At 60.1% G+C, this 14,984-nt stretch carries 13 protein-coding genes and 1 tRNA gene; 3 read left to right on the top strand and 11 right to left on the bottom strand.

All coding sequences use genetic code 11. The features are described from left to right. Positions 1-2: 2 nt before the first annotated feature. From cysT to dibA, 4 genes are all read right to left on the bottom strand, one after another. The gene (gene cysT, locus AACY18_RS00375) at positions 3-821 is read right to left on the bottom strand and encodes a sulfate ABC transporter permease subunit CysT (RefSeq protein WP_221730987.1); all 819 of its coding nucleotides are present in this window, start codon (positions 819-821) and stop codon (positions 3-5) included. 64 nt (positions 822-885) lie between these two features. Beyond that, positions 886-1,899, bottom strand: coding sequence for a sulfate ABC transporter substrate-binding protein (locus AACY18_RS00370; RefSeq protein ID WP_339431604.1), 1,014 nt, complete (start codon positions 1,897-1,899; stop codon positions 886-888). Between the two features lie 75 nt (positions 1,900-1,974). Then, complete coding sequence (gene oscA, locus AACY18_RS00365; protein WP_041477433.1) at positions 1,975-2,157, bottom strand: sulfur starvation response protein OscA; 183 nt, start codon at positions 2,155-2,157, stop codon at positions 1,975-1,977. A gap of 163 nt (positions 2,158-2,320) precedes the next feature. After that, positions 2,321-4,240 (bottom strand): phosphodiesterase DibA, encoded by a 1,920-nt coding sequence (dibA, locus tag AACY18_RS00360; protein ID WP_339463944.1) that lies wholly within the window; start codon positions 4,238-4,240, stop codon positions 2,321-2,323. A gap of 146 nt (positions 4,241-4,386) precedes the next feature. Between dibA and desA the strand changes: the two genes are divergently transcribed. Together desA and AACY18_RS00350 are read left to right on the top strand one after the other, a co-directional pair. Further along, positions 4,387-5,571 carry a delta-9 fatty acid desaturase DesA gene (desA, locus tag AACY18_RS00355; RefSeq protein ID WP_339431606.1) on the top strand — a complete coding sequence of 395 codons (1,185 nt, stop codon included), beginning with the start codon at positions 4,387-4,389 and terminating at the stop codon, positions 5,569-5,571. Positions 5,572-5,715: 144 nt separating this feature from the next. Next, the gene (locus AACY18_RS00350; RefSeq protein WP_339463943.1) at positions 5,716-6,705 is read left to right on the top strand and encodes a GGDEF domain-containing protein; all 990 of its coding nucleotides are present in this window, start codon (positions 5,716-5,718) and stop codon (positions 6,703-6,705) included. Positions 6,706-6,741: 36 nt separating this feature from the next. Here the strand turns inward: AACY18_RS00350 and AACY18_RS00345 are convergent, their stop codons facing one another. From AACY18_RS00345 to gabD, 3 genes are all read right to left on the bottom strand, one after another. After that, positions 6,742-7,953: a response regulator gene (locus AACY18_RS00345; protein ID WP_221730982.1), complete on the bottom strand. Its 1,212-nt coding sequence runs from the start codon at positions 7,951-7,953 to the stop codon at positions 6,742-6,744. 141 nt (positions 7,954-8,094) lie between these two features. Beyond that, complete coding sequence (gene gabT / locus AACY18_RS00340; RefSeq protein ID WP_339431609.1) at positions 8,095-9,372, bottom strand: 4-aminobutyrate--2-oxoglutarate transaminase; 1,278 nt, start codon at positions 9,370-9,372, stop codon at positions 8,095-8,097. 185 nt (positions 9,373-9,557) lie between these two features. Beyond that, on the bottom strand, positions 9,558-11,000 hold the full coding sequence (gene gabD / locus AACY18_RS00335; RefSeq protein ID WP_339431610.1) for an NADP-dependent succinate-semialdehyde dehydrogenase: 1,443 nt from the start codon (positions 10,998-11,000) through the stop codon (positions 9,558-9,560). Between the two features lie 442 nt (positions 11,001-11,442). Here gabD and AACY18_RS00330 point away from each other — a divergent pair. Further along, positions 11,443-11,519: transfer RNA gene (locus AACY18_RS00330), tRNA-Arg, on the top strand. Between the two features lie 205 nt (positions 11,520-11,724). On the opposite strand, the gene AACY18_RS00325 is transcribed toward AACY18_RS00330, so the two are convergent. Genes AACY18_RS00325 through AACY18_RS00310 form a run of 4 tightly spaced genes read right to left on the bottom strand, consistent with a single transcriptional unit; the run spans position 11,725 to position 14,880 of the window. Next, positions 11,725-11,961: a hypothetical protein gene (locus AACY18_RS00325; protein ID WP_445261939.1), complete on the bottom strand. Its 237-nt coding sequence runs from the start codon at positions 11,959-11,961 to the stop codon at positions 11,725-11,727. A gap of 56 nt (positions 11,962-12,017) precedes the next feature. Then, complete coding sequence (locus tag AACY18_RS00320) at positions 12,018-12,593, bottom strand: hypothetical protein (RefSeq protein WP_339431612.1); 576 nt, start codon at positions 12,591-12,593, stop codon at positions 12,018-12,020. Then, the gene (locus tag AACY18_RS00315; RefSeq protein ID WP_401158969.1) at positions 12,590-13,171 is read right to left on the bottom strand and encodes an RNA polymerase sigma factor; all 582 of its coding nucleotides are present in this window, start codon (positions 13,169-13,171) and stop codon (positions 12,590-12,592) included. The genes AACY18_RS00320 and AACY18_RS00315 overlap by 4 nt, the downstream gene beginning before the upstream one ends. Before the next feature lie 29 nt (positions 13,172-13,200). Beyond that, positions 13,201-14,880 carry a vWA domain-containing protein gene (locus tag AACY18_RS00310; RefSeq protein ID WP_339463941.1) on the bottom strand — a complete coding sequence of 560 codons (1,680 nt, stop codon included), beginning with the start codon at positions 14,878-14,880 and terminating at the stop codon, positions 13,201-13,203. Between the last annotated feature and the right edge of the window lie 104 nt (positions 14,881-14,984).

Raw genomic sequence — 14,984 nt, 5'->3', positions numbered from 1 at the left:
CCTTATGGGGTTTCGATGCGCCGCTGCAGCAAGTTGATCAGCAGCAACAGGACAAAGGACACCACCAGCATCAAAACGCCGATGGCGGTGGCGCCGGTGTAATCGTACTGGTCGAGTTTGACCATGATCAGCAGCGGCAAAATCTCAGTTTTCATCGGCATGTTGCCGGCGATGAAAATCACCGAACCGTACTCGCCGACGCCACGGGCAAAAGCCAGGGCAAAACCGGTGAGCCAGGCGGGCAGCAGCGCCGGCACCAGAATGTAACGGAACACCTGCAACGGCTTCGCTCCCAGACACGCAGCAGCTTCTTCGACTTCACGGGGAATGTCGGCCAGCACCGGTTGCACCGTGCGCACCACGAACGGCAGGGTCACGAAGGTCAGCGCCAGGGTGATGCCCAGCGGGGTGTAGGCGATCTTGAAACCCAGGTCTGTGGCGAACTGCCCGACCAGACCGGTCGGCGCGTACAGCGCAGTCAAGGCGATACCCGCCACCGCCGTCGGCAGGGCGAATGGCAGATCGATCATCGCGTCGATGACCTTGCGCCCCGGGAAGGTGTAGCGCACCAGCACCCAGGCCAGCAGCGTGCCGATGATGCCGTTGATGATCGCGGCACACAGCGCGGTACCGAAGCTCAGCTTCAGGGCGGCCAGCACACGCGGCGCGGAGATGATCGTCCAGAACTGATCCCAGGTGAGTTGCGCGGCGTGGACGAACATCGCCGCCAGCGGGATGAGCACAATCAGGCTGAGGTACACCAAGGTGTAACCCAGCGTCAGCCCGAAGCCGGGTATGACGGGGGAGATACGACGCGACATAAAAGTCCTTGGTTAAAAAGCCTTCCGCTGAACGCATCAGGCTCGTGGTGTGGCTGAAGTCAGATTACTGCGCCTGATAAATCTGGTCGAACACGCCACCGTCGTTGAAGAATTTCGGCTGTGCGGCTTTCCAGCCGCCGAAGTCCTTGTCGATGGTCACCAGTTCCAGTGTCGGGAACTGCTGGGCATATCTGGCGGCGACAGCCTTGTCACGCGGACGGTAGAAGTTCTTCGCGGCGATTTCCTGGCCGGCCGGGCTGTACAGGTGTTTGAGATAGGCTTCGGCGATCTGCGCATTGCCCTTCTTCTCGGCGTTCTTGTCGACCACGGCCACGGGCGGTTCAGCGAGGATCGAGAGTGAAGGCACGACGATGTCGAACTTGTCCGTGCCGCCGTCTTCTTTCAGCGCCAGGAACGCTTCGTTTTCCCAGGCCAGCAACACATCACCCTGACCATTGTTGACGAAGGTAATGGTCGAGCCGCGAGCGCCGGTATCGAGAATCGGCACATGCTTGAACAGGGTCTGTACGTACTCCTTGGCTTTGGCTTCATCACCGCCATTGGCTTTCAGGCCGTAGGCCCAGGCGGCGAGGAAGTTCCAGCGCGCACCGCCGGAAGTTTTCGGGTTCGGAGTGATCACCGAGACGTCGTTCTTGACCAGATCACCCCAGTCCTTGATGCCTTTGGGATTGCCCTTGCGCACCAGGAACACGATGGTCGAGGTGTACGGCGTGCTCGCCTGCGGCAGGCGCTTGTGCCAGTCGGCCGGCAGGGTTTTGCCGAGTTTGGCGATTTCGTCGATGTCACCGGCCAGGGCCAGGGTCACGACGTCGGCACGCAGACCGTCGATCACCCCACGGGCCTGCTTGCCCGAGCCGCCGTGGGATTGCTGGATTCTCACCGTGTCGCCGGCATGTCCTTGCTGCCAGAACTGGATGAATTCGGCGTTGTAGTCCTGATACAGCTCACGCGTCGGGTCATACGACACGTTGAGCAGTTCGTAATCCTTGGCAACCGCGCAACCGGCAAACGCGGCACTGGCCACGGCGGCCAACGCGTAACGGCGAATCGACGACATGGTGAAAGCTCCTGGAATTCTGGGTGATGGCTTTTTCTTATGAATATCTGCAATCGAGTTGCCGGTCGGGATCTTTTAGCCCGGTTGCTTGCCCGGCTGCTGCAAGCGGAATTTCTCTTTGCGCTCGATCTGGACCACTTGCGCGTTGTGCACAGTGATCTCCACTGCGCCAAAGCGCAGGTCGCGCAGGGCACTCTGGATCTCACGCAAAATGGTGGCTTCGTCCTGACCGTCAACGCTACGCAGGGATGCGCTCATGGTGCTGCTCCTTTGAAGGGGATTGGCCTGGCAGCGGAGGGCACTGCATTGGCGTGGGAGCAATATAAGAGAGGCACTGTTATTCTTAAAAATACTATTTAAGAATTTTTATATAACCGAAAAGAATTATCTATACGGACAAGGGGTTGCGATCTGTTGATCTTCAATCGATCAATGGCGCTCGCGACCAATCGATCTCCGGCGCCGGTACCGGCCGTCCAAACCAGTACCCCTGCCCCAGATTGCACTCCTGCTCCAACAGAAACGCCGCCTGCTCAACCTGTTCGATGCCCTCGGCATGCACCTGCATGCCCATGCTGCGGGCCAGCGCGATGATCACCCGGACAATCGCCACATCATGTTCGTCCCCGGGCAATCCGGCGACGAACCCCTGATCGATCTTGAGTTTCTGCACCGGCAAGCGCTTGAGCCGCAGCAGCGATGAATAGCCAGTGCCGAAATCATCAATGGCCAAACGAATGCCCAATTCGCGCAAGCGATGCATCTGCTCCAGCGCCACTTCCGGGTCGTCCATCACCGCACTTTCGGTGACCTCCAGTTCCAGATAGGCCGGATCCAGCCCAGTGTCGTGCAGCACCTGCGCCACCTGTTGATACAACTCGCGTCGAGCAAACAGCCGCGACGAGACATTCACCGCCACAAACGCCAGCAACACCCCGGCTTTCAGCCATTGGCACATTTGCCGGCAAGCCTGCTGCATGACCCACGCGTCGATCTCGGCGATCAACCCGGTGCGCTCGGCAATCGGGATGAATTCGGCCGGCGACACCAGGCCGCGCTGCGGATGCTGCCAACGCACCAAGGCTTCAACGCCGATCAGGCGCCCGGTTTTCAGGTCATGCACCGGTTGGTAGTAGACCCGCAGCTCCTGCTGCTCCAGCGCTCGGCGCAATTCGAAAGCGATTTCGACCCGTCGCTGGGCATGGGCCGTCAGCTCTTCGGTGTACAAGGCGTAACCGTTGCGCCCGTTGCTCTTGGCCTTGAACAGCGCAGCATCGGCATTGCGCAGCAGTTGTTCGGCGCTCAGCGCATCGCTGGGAAACAGGCTGATGCCGACACTGGCGTTGATGAACAACTCATGACCTTCGATACAAAACGGCTCTTTGAGCGCGTCGAGAATGCGCCGGGCCAACGCCGCTGCCTGCACCAGTTGTGGACAACACTCGGCCAGCACCGCGAATTCATCGCCTCCGAGTCGCGCCAGAGTGATGCCGGGACCGAACAAGTCCTGCAACCGCGCAGCCACGGACTTGAGCAGTCGATCACCGACGTTGTGACCGAGGCTGTCGTTGATCATCTTGAAGTGATCCAGATCGAGCATCAGCAGGGCGCAGCCGCGTTTTTGGAGCTGCGCCGAGGCCAGCGCCTGCTCGGCGCGGTCGCTGAACAGCAGGCGATTGGGCAGATCGGTCAGCGGATCGTGGTGAGCGAGGTGCTTGAGTTCATGCTCGGAGTGCTTGATCGCACTGATGTCGGAGAACACCGCCACATAGTGACTAAGGCGCCCCTGATCATCGTGTATGACGCGGATGGTTTGCCACTGAGGATAAATTTCGCCGCTTTTACGGCGGTTCCAGATCTCACCGCTCCACTCGCCCTGCGACGCCAGCGTGGCGAACATCGCCTGATAGAAACCCGGCGGATGATGGCCAGACTTGAACAGGCTTGGCTGCTGACCCAGAACTTCCTCGCCTTGGTAACCAGTGATCTCGATGAACGCACGATTGACGTGCACGATCAGCCCACGATGGTTGGTGACCAGTACGCCTTCACGCGTGCAATCGAACACAGCCGCCGCCTGCCGCAGGCGTTCGCGATCAGCATGCCGCTCGCGCAAACGCGCGCCAATCCCCAGAAACGCACACAAACGCGCCCGCGCCAGAAAGATCAGCCCGGCACTGAACGCCGCCAATACATAACCGTTGATCAGTTGCCAACGGGCAAGATCGACGGCGTTATCGAAGAAACTGTTTAATAAATAACCAGCCCCCTGCAGCCAGACGACTGCAACTACAAGATAGAGCAGCGCTGCACGCAAGGCATCGCGATAAGTGGCTGACATTCGGCCGTCCATGTCCCTACAAAAAGGTTGGGATTATAGGTCAAGAAACATCCAGCGACTCTTATCTGAAAGGGTGACTGGTTTTATCTGTGTGCTTGGTGATAATGCAACGGCTGTTTTTATCTTTATCGAGGGCCCTATAGCCTATGTGGTACGAAGGTTTTCTTGGTTTGTCGGCCTGGTCACTGGTCGCCGTAACCCTGCTCATGACCCATGTGACAATTGTCGCCGTCACGGTCTATCTGCACCGTTACTCCGCCCATCGCTCGCTGGAGCTGAATGCCGGGCTCAAACACTTTTTCCGCTTCTGGCTGTGGCTGACCACAGCGCAGAACACCCGCGAATGGACCGCCATCCACCGCAAACACCACGCCAAATGCGAAACCGAAGAGGACCCGCACAGCCCGGTCATCAAAGGTCTGTCCACTGTGCTGCGCACCGGCGCCGAACTGTACCGTGCCGAAGCGCAAAACCCCGAGACCCTGCGCATCTACGGCAAAAACTGCCCCGAAGACTGGATCGAACGCAACGTCTACAGCCGCTATCCGCTGCTGGGCGTGGCCATCATGGGCGTCATCGACCTGCTGCTGTTCGGCACCATCGGCATCACCATCTGGGCGATCCAGATGATGTGGATCCCGGTGTGGGCTGCCGGCGTGATCAACGGCCTGGGCCATGCCGTCGGCTACCGCAACTTCGAATGCCGCGACGCGGCGACCAATCTGGTGCCGTGGGGCATCCTGATCGGCGGCGAAGAACTGCATAACAACCATCACACCTACCCCAACTCGGCCAAGCTGTCGGTGAAGAAGTGGGAGTTCGACCTCGGTTGGGCCTGGATCAAAGTCTTCAGCTTCCTGCGTCTGGCCAAGGTGCAACGTGTCGCGCCGATTGCTCACCGTGTCGAAGGCAAGGGCAACCTGGACATGGACACCGCCATGGCGATCCTCAACAACCGCTTCCAGATCATGGCCCAGTACCGCAAGCTGGTCATCGGCCCGCTGGTCAAGCAAGAGCTGGCCAAGGTCGATCATTCGGTGCGTCACCAGTTCCACCGCGCCAAGCGTCTGCTCTCGCGGGAAACCAGCCTGCTGGAAGATCGTCATCACCTGCGTATCCAGACCATGCTCGAGCACAGCCAGGCACTGAAGGTAATTTACGAAAAACGTCTGGCCCTGCAACAGATCTGGGTCAAGACCAGTGCAAATGGCCACGACATGCTCGCCGCCATCAAGGAATGGATTCACGAGGCCGAGGCCAGTGGCATACATTCCCTGCGCGAATTCGCCGACCAGTTGAAAACCTACTCGCTGCGCCCTGCAGCGGTCTGAGACCGTTGATCGGTGCGTCCGGACTCCCGGGCGCACCCATCGGAACTTAGCCCGCAATCCCCTATCTCAAAGACACTTCGCCACCCCGGCGGGCCGTACTGTGGTCGTTGTCGAATTCCGGCACGCCCTTTGAGATCTGTGCCGATGGTCAACAACAACCAAAAAGACTCATCCCTCCCGCAATGGCCCGAGGCCGCGCAAACCCTCATGGCGTTGATGCACGCCCAAGGCGAAGTCGCCCGGCTGAGCGAGCGCGAGCAACTGTTCAGCGCCCTGCTGGTCAGCGTCAATGCCGTGCTGTGGGCCTTCGACTGGGAAACCCGGCAGGTGCTGTACGTCAGCCCCGCCTATGAACGGATTTTCGGCCGCTGCGCCGGCCTCTTGCTCGCCGACTACAACCAGTGGCGCGACAGCATCTACCCCGACGATCTGGACTACGCCGAACGCAGCCTCGCCGACGTCCTGCACAAAGGCGCCGTGGAAGATCGCGAATACCGGATCATTGCCGCCGACGGCCAGGTACGCTGGATCAGCGATAAATGCTTCATCAATCGTCAGGACGAACCCGGACAACCGGTGGTGATTGTCGGTATCGCCGAGGACATCACCGATAAAAAGCAGATGGAAACCGAGTTGCAACGCCTGGCCACTACCGACGTGCTGACCCAAAGCAGCAATCGGCGCCACTTCTTCGAATGCGCCAATCGCGAATTCGAAGAGGCGCGCCTGCAAGGTTCACCACTGGCATTCCTGCTGCTGGATATCGATGACTTCAAAGTGATCAACGACAGCTACGGCCATCCCGAGGGTGACAATGTGCTGCAACGGATCGCCGAGTGCGGTCGCGGTTCGCTGCGACGCGCAGATCTGTTCGGGCGTATTGGTGGGGAAGAGTTTGCCGCCGTGTTCCCCGGCTGCGCGCCAGACATGGCGATGCAAGTGGCCGAACGGCTGCAACGAGAGATCCAACGCTTGAGTTTCAACCACAACGGCCAGACGTTCGGCATTACGGTGAGCCAGGGTCTGACCAGCCTCAAGGAGGGCGATGGCAGCCTCGACAGCCTGTTCGCCCGTGCGGATGCAGCGATGTACGAAGCCAAACGCCAGGGCAAAAACCGGATTATCTCTGCCTGACAACACAAAACAACTGTGGGTTTGTGAAAACTCCAGTTATTTGCGCATCCGCATCAATTCCGGCAGCCCGATCTTGAGCAACCGCGCCGTGCGGCTCTTCGCCAGTTCCTCAACACCTTCATGCTCCGTCAGGCGAGCCATCTGCGCTGCCATGTTCATCACCAGCGCCTCGCGGGAATACACCCCGCCGCCGAGCTGGTAGACCGAAGCAATCAGCTCACGCAACTCCAACGGCAAACGCCAGCGTGTACGCAACGCCGAACCATACGCCGCGCCAAACTCGGCCAGCGCGTCGCCGACTTCCTCACACTCATCCAGCTCCCCGCCGGCCTGCTTCCACTCCTGCAGACAGCGCAGCAACGCCAGATCGCCCAAACGATGCAACATGCCGGCGCAATAGCAGCGCTCCTGATCCAGATCGAGCAAGCGCGCCAGGGTGCGAGCGTACTCCGCGGTGTGCAGCGACAGGCCCCAGTAACGCTCGGCATAGTCCGCCAGACACGGATCGCTGAGCCTGGCGCTGCGTTTGAGCGCCAACCCCAGAATCAGGTTCATGCTTTGCCCAGTCCCCAGCCGATGCAGCGCCTGCGCCAACGTCTGCACCGGTGCACCGTGGTGCTGCGCCGCGCTGTTGGCTGCGGCGATCAGTACGGCGGTGATCTGCGGGTCGATGCGGATTTCCTCTTCCAGCAGCTTCAGGTCCAGCCCATTGGGATTGAGGCTGCGTTTGACCGCCACCTGCACATCGGTCATCAGCGGGGCGCCGTCAGTCTGCTCGCGGCGCCGCTCAAGGAACACCGACAAGGTCATGCCCGGCGCGAGTGCCGGCACTTCGCAGAACACTTCCTCACCGGCATTGAGCAACAAACCTTGCAGACGCTCCGTCAGGCTTTCCATGTTCAGGGGTTTGGTCAGGTACGCCGTCGGCGCCAGCGGAAGGGCTTCGCGCACGCTCGCGCTGTCGTTGCGACTGCTCATCAGAATGAACGGCAGCGGCGGATTGCGTTTGCGCTGGCGCACGCTGCGCAACACGCTCAAGCCATCGACACCGGGCAGCTCCCAATCGACGATGGCCAGGTCATAGGGCACTTCGCTGAGCAGCGAGAGGGCTTGCTGGCCGTCGGCACACAGATCCAGCCGCGCATCGCAGCGCACATTGAGCAGCACTTGCTTGAGCAGGTCACGAGACCATGGGTCGGCCTCGGCAATCAGCACTCGGGGTACGGCGGGTAAATCAACGGCAGTCATGCGCGCTCTCCCTTGCAATGCCTGAACCTTAGCCAATGCGAGCTATTCGATACAGCGCTAAACCTGATGATGTGATTCCACAGACGAAAAAAAACCCGCCGAAGCGGGTTTTTTGTCTATCCAGTCACACAGCGCCCGACCTTACAGCTCGGAGAAGCACTCTTCGATGATCGCCAGACCTTTGTCCAGTTGCTCATCCGGCGAGGTCAGCGGTACGAGTACGCGCAGAACGTTGCCGTAGGTGCCGCAGGACAACAGGATCAGGCCCTTGTCGCGAGCCTTGGCCACAACGGACGCCACAGCGGCAGCGTTCGGCTTGTGGCTGTCGCCGTTCTCGAACAGCTCGACGGCGATCATTGCGCCCAGGGCACGGACTTCGCCGATAACCGGGTACTTGGCCTGGATGGCTTTGAGGCCAGTGACCAGTCGCTCGCCGACAGCCTTGCAGCGATCCAGCAGTTTTTCTTCTTCGAAAACTTCCATCACCGCCAGAGCCGCCGCGCAAGCGATCGGGCTACCGGCGTAAGTGCCACCCAGGCCGCCTGGAGCGATGGCGTCCATGTATTCGGCCTTGCCGCACACACCGGCCAGCGGGAAACCGCCAGCGATGGATTTGGCGAAAGTGGTCAGGTCGGCAGCAACGCCCATCTGCTCCATGGCGAAGAAGGTGCCGGTACGGCCAGCGCCGGTCTGCACTTCGTCAGCGATCAACAGAATGCCGTGCTGGTCGCACAGGGCGCGCAGACGCTTCATGAACTCTTTAGGCGCGACGTAGAAACCGCCTTCGCCCTGAACCGGCTCGATGATGATGGCAGCGATGTCACGCGGCTCAGCGTCGTTCTTGAAGATGCGCTCGATAGAAGCGATCGAATCGTCGATGCTCACGCCGTGCAGTTCGTTAGGGTACAGCGCGCGGAAGATGCCGCCTGGCATCAGGCCCATGCCGGCCGAGTAAGGCACGACCTTACCGGTCAGGCCCAGGGTCATCATGGTGCGACCGTGGTAAGCGCCGGTGAAGGCGATCACGCCGGCACGGCCAGTGGCGGCACGGGCGATTTTCACGGCGTTTTCCACCGCTTCGGAACCGGTGGTGACCAGCAGGGTTTTCTTGGCGAAATCACCTGGCACCTTGGCGTTGATTTTTTCGCACAGCTCAACGTACGGCTCGTAGGCCAGCACCTGGAAGCAGGTGTGGGTCAGCTTGTTCAGCTGTTCGGTCACGGCGGCGATGATTTTCGGGTGCACGTGGCCGGTGTTCAGTACAGCGATACCGCCGGCGAAGTCGATGAATTCACGACCTTCAACGTCAGTCACGGTAGCGTTCTTCGCGGATTCGGCGAAGATCGGGTGAATCTGGCCAACACCACGAGGTACGGCAGCGGTACGGCGGGCCATCAGTTCAGCGTTAGTCTTGCTCATTACAGTCCTCATTCGCCGCTCATCGGGCGGCGTGGTTCAAGGATTAAGCGGGAGGAAGCGACGGTGGCAGCATGCGATGATCGACTGCCACGGCGTTCCCGGCCGCAGAGAAAATTCCGGTTTGAAACGACGCAAAGGGACAGCGCTCTCGTGCCCTTTGCGTTTGCAGCAATCCCTTTCCCGGCTTAGATGCCCAGGCAGAGGTATTTGATTTCCAGGTAATCTTCGATGCCGTACTTGGAGCCTTCACGGCCCAGACCCGACGCCTTGATGCCGCCGAATGGCGCGACTTCGTTGGAGATCAGCCCGGTGTTGACGCCGACCATGCCGTATTCCAGGGCTTCGGCCACACGGAACACACGGCCCAGGTCACGAGCGTAGAAGTAAGAGGCCAGACCGAACTCGGTGTCGTTGGACATCGCGATCACTTCGGCTTCGTCTTTGAAGCGGAACAGCGGCGCCAGCGGACCGAACGTTTCTTCCTTGGCGACCGCTGCGTCTTTCGGCACGTTGGTCAGGATGGTCGGCTCGAAGAAGTTGCCTTCCATCGGCTTGCCACCGGCCAGCACCGTGGCGCCTTTGGCCACGGCGTCAGCGATGTGTTCTTGCACCTTGGCCACGGCTTTTTCGTCGATCAGCGGGCCAGTGGTGGTGCCGTCTTCCAGACCGTTGCCGATCTTCAGTTTGGCCACGGCCACTTTCAGCTTCTCGGCGAAGGCGTCGTAGACCGAATCCTGAATGTACAGACGGTTGGCGCAGACGCAGGTCTGACCGTTGTTGCGGTACTTGGAAATGATCGCGCCTTCAACGGCCTTATCCAGGTCTGCGTCGTCGAACACGATGAACGGCGCGTTGCCGCCCAGTTCCAGCGAGACTTTCTTGATGTCCTTGGCACATTCGGCCATCAGTTGACGGCCGATTTCGGTCGAACCGGTGAAGGACAGCTTGCGCACGATCGGGTTGCTGGTCAGCTCGCTGCCGATGTCGCCGGCGCTGCCGGATACCACGCTGAACACACCCGCAGGAATGCCGGCACGCTGGGCCAGTTCAGCCAGTGCGAATGCGGAGAAAGGGGTTTGCGAAGCAGGCTTGAGCACCATGGTGCAACCGGCAGCCAGCGCCGGGCCGGCCTTACGGGTGATCATCGCGGCCGGGAAGTTCCACGGGGTAATGGCTGCGGTCACGCCGATTGGCTGCTTGATCACGATCAGGCGTTTGTCCGGCTGGTGGCCCGGAATCACGTCACCGTAAATGCGCTTGGCTTCTTCAGCGAACCACTCGATGAACGAAGCGGCGTAAACGATTTCGCCCTTGGCTTCGGCCAGCGGCTTGCCCTGTTCGAGGGTCATCAGGCGAGCGAGGTCGTCCTGGTTTTCGATCATCAGCTCGAACCAGCGACGCAGTTTGCCGGCACGCTCTTTGGCGGTCAGTGCACGCCAGGCCGGCAGCGCTTTATCAGCGGCTTCAATGGCACGGCGGGTTTCGGCAGCGCCCATCTTCGGCACGGTACCGAGAATTTCGCCGGTGGCCGGGTTGTTGACCTTGATCGTCTGACCGTTGTCCGCATCGACCCAAGCGCCATCAATGAAGGCTTGCTGGCGGAACAACTGGGTGTCTTTAAGCTGCATGTCGGCTTTCCTTAACAGCACCGCGGCCTGCGCGGAGCAAATTATGATTGTAGAAAGGCGCCTCGCAAGGCTGCCGTCAGGGAAATCAGTGACCGGGTGAGGCGCATCAATCGTGCACGACTCGAAACACCTGCGCTTCAACGCCCAGTCAACGAGCGTTTGAAATCTCAAACGGATCGTAGGAGCAAAGGGTTTAAAGGACAATAGGGCGTTCGAAAAAAAGAACAAAAACGGCGTGTTTGTGAAGTTTTTCAGATCAACGAGCAAAACGCCCCCGCCGCAGGAAAACCATAGAACACCCCCGTCAAAGCGCCAAGCGAGGGTTTTGCAGGACGTTACCGCTTTATGGAATACAGCGACTCCAGCCGACACTCGCACTGACAATACGCCCCAAAACCCGGCATGGACGCCCCGAGCCGACCTAGGTATGATGTCGCCCGCTGCACCAGTAGCTCAGCTGGATAGAGTACTGCCCTCCGAAGGCAGGGGTCGTGGGTTCGAATCCCGCCTGGTGCACCATTGATTTAAACGAGAAAGCCCCGGACTGTAATGGTCCGGGGCTTTTTTGTGGGCGTTGGCTTTTCGGGTGAATAATTCCAGCTTTTTGATCAATGAAGCCTCGGCCGGGCGGGCAGTTGTCAACTTAGAGTTGACAACTGCCTTCAAACGCAACGACCAAAAGCCATGAGTTGCTGGGTTTCACCGAGCATCCAAACTTCAACCATCACTCCGTCGTCCAATCAAACTCGTCGTAATCCTCATCCTCATCCTCTTCCTCCCCCAACTCCTCTTCAAAGACATCCTCTTCCTCAAGCACATCCTCTTCCTGCTGGCTCAGCAGAAACTCCTTACGCGCTTCGGTAATCGCGCGGCGCATCTCTTCGCCTTTTTGCGGGCAGTTGAGGAGTTGGGCGATGCGGTCGATTTTTGGTGCCACGGTGTTCTCCAGCGATTCAGCTATGGCCCGATATTGCGCGTTTTTGCGGGGCAATGCCAAATGGCTGGGCGAACAGGCGGTCAGTTCTGCTGGATTTGCTGGAGCCGGGCGTCGAGGTCGGCGTTCGGGTAGCGTTTGTGCAGTTGGTTGAACAGGGTGTCGGCGACTTTTGATTGGCCGGATTCGCGCAGGCGCAGGACTTCGCGCAGTTGTTCGTCGAGGCCGTTGGCGGGGGCGGCGGCGCGTTTGCTGAGTTTGGCTTCGTCGGCGCGGTTGGATTGGCTTTGCATAGGCGCGGCCATTTCCGCCATCGGTGCGGGGGCGGCCAGTGATTGCGCTTCGGGCGCTTGTTTACGGGCCATTGAGGCAGCAGGTTTGGCCGCCGGGGCGAAGTCGAATTGGGGTTGCGGTTCGGGGGCGCGTTGCACCAGTGACAACATCAGGGCCACGCCGACGAGGCTGGCGAATGCGACTTGCCAGCGTGGTTTGCGGCAGGCGTCGAGCCAGCGTTGCCACAGGCCTGGCTTCGGTGCCGAGACTTCGCGGTGGGCAGCCTTGAGGATGAACGCGTCGAGGTGCGCGGGCGGCTCGGCATTGTGCTGTTCGCGAACATGTTTGATCACAGGATCTTCGGGTGTCTGGCGGGCGTCAGTCATGTCAGTACCTCCTCGGCCAGCAGCCGACGCAGTTTTTGCTGGGCGTAGCGCAAGCGGCTCTTGACGGTTTCCAGCGGTGTTTCGGTGAGGCTGGCGATTTGTGCCAGGTCGAGGTCGCCGTGGGCGCGCAGCAGGAACACTTCGCGCTGGTCGGCGGGCAGGTTTTGCAGAGCGGTTTCGAGGCGTTGGCTGTCGCGGCTGAGGCTCAACAGTTGCTCGGGATCGGTCGCCTCGTCACTGACAGCGTGGGTTTGCTCATCGTAACTGTCGTGCAGCGGTTGCTGGGCGCCGTGCTTGCGCCAGTGATCGATCAGGCGATTGCGGGCGATCTGGAACAGCCATGTACGAAAGGTCGCCCGTCCTTGTGGCTGACTGGCGCTGCGGATCAGGCTCAACCAGGTTTCCTGAAACACTTCGTCGGCCAGTTCGGGTTTGCCGCTCAAGCCGAGCAGGAACCGATACAACGCTTGGCGATGGCGGGCGTACAAGATCTCGAACGCCGCGCCGTCGCCCTCGCGGTAGCGCGCCAGCAACGCTTCATCGCTGCTGGCGGTTGAGCTGTCTGGCGAAGCAAACAGCTGACCGATGAAGCCTTTGAGGCGACTCACTATTCAATCCGTCGCTCAGTGGGCTGCGCATTCGATGCGGTTGAACTGCGCAGGCTCTGCGCCAGTTCGACCAATTGCACGAACTCGTTGCGCAGGCCGAAACGGTCATCGCCTCGCGCGCCACGGGCCAGCGCTTCGGTGTCCTTGAGGCTGAAATCGCCGGTGTAGCGACCGTCCTTGAGTTGCTGGGAAAACGCAGCAACCGCCGCCGCAAAGCGCAGGTCTTCGCTGGCCGGTGCAACCTGATTGGCAATCGGCCGCTCGATCAGCAGACTTTTCCCACCTTCGGGCTGTTGATATCGCACACGCAGCATCGCCAATTCTCCGTTCTTCTGCGCAACAACCGCACTCGATTGACCATAGCGCAGTGGCTCCAGCCAGCCCTTCTCGCCTGCCGGAACAATTTCGTACAGCGCGGTCACCGTGTGTCCTGCGCCGATTTCGCCTGCATCGACTTTGTCATTGCTGAAATCCTCACGCTTGAGTGCACGGTTTTCGTAGCCGAGCAGGCAATATTCACTGACCTGCGCCGGGTTGAACTCCACCTGCAATTTGACGTTTTTCGCCACCACGGCAAGGGTCGAGGCGAGTTGATCGACCAATACTTTGCGTGCTTCGCGCAGGTTGTCGATGTAGGCGTAGTTGCCATCGCCAGCGTCCGCCAGTTGTTCCATCAGGTGTTCATTGTAGTTATCCACACCGAAACCCAGGGTGGTCAGGGAAATTCCGGTTTTACGTTTATCCACAGCCATTTGTTTAAGGCTGTCGAAGTCGCTGACGCCGACGTTGAAATCACCGTCGGTGGCCAGCAGGATGCGGTTGATGCCTTTGGGGATGAACGCCTGTTGGGCCATTTGATAGGCCAGTTCGATGCCCGACGCGCCAGCGGTCGAGCCGCCGGCGGTCAATTGCTCGATGGCGTTACGAATCCTGGCTTTTTCCCGCCCGGAAGTGGGTTCAAGCACCACGCGGGCGTCGCCGGCATACACGACCAGCGACACCCTGTCCTGCTCGCGCAATTGATCGACCAGCAGTTTCAGTGTGCTTTTGACCATCGGCAGACCTTCGCGGCGATCCATCGAGCCGGACACGTCCACCAGAAACACCAGATTGGCCGGGGCCAGTTCTGCCACGGCGCGGTCGGACGCCTTGATGCCGATGCGCAACAAGCGAGTGTGCGGGTTCCATGGCGACGCCGCCAGTTCGGTAGTCACGCCAAACGGCGAGCCGTCGCTGGGCAGCGCATAGTCATAGGGGAAGTAATTGACCATTTCCTCCAGCCGCACCGCACCTTCCGGCGGTAGGCGTCCTTGATTGAGCAAGCGGCGGACATTGGCATAGGCGCCCGTGTCGACGTCGGCGCTGAAGGTCGAGACCGGGGTTTGGGCCACGCTGTGGATGGGGTTGTCGGCCAGCGTTTGATATTGCTCACGCGGCTCGTCGCGATAGCCTTGTGGATAACTTTCCCGCGCGGGCATCGCTGCGAAACTGGCAATCGGTGCAGGGCGAACACTGCGCTTGGCCTGCGCACTGTCGGCCAGCATCGCCTCCTGTTGAACCGATGGCTGGGCCGGCGCGGGGACAGCAACGGATTGCGGGTTGGAGGAAACACCGCAACCGGCGATGGACAACAGCACGCTGACCGCAGCAGGTCGCAGAAAAGGCAGGGAACGGGACATGGGGGCTGACCTCGGGATGAAATTGATCATTCATCCACTGAGACGGGCAGTCCGTTGCGTTCGGGTTAACGCCGTTGAAATATTTCTGCTGTGGATAACGCCGC

Source organism: Pseudomonas sp. EA_65y_Pfl2_P74, from assembly GCF_963970575.1.
GTDB lineage: Bacteria > Pseudomonadota > Gammaproteobacteria > Pseudomonadales > Pseudomonadaceae > Aquipseudomonas > Aquipseudomonas baetica_A.
This window is presented reverse-complemented; position numbering and strand designations above follow the sequence as displayed.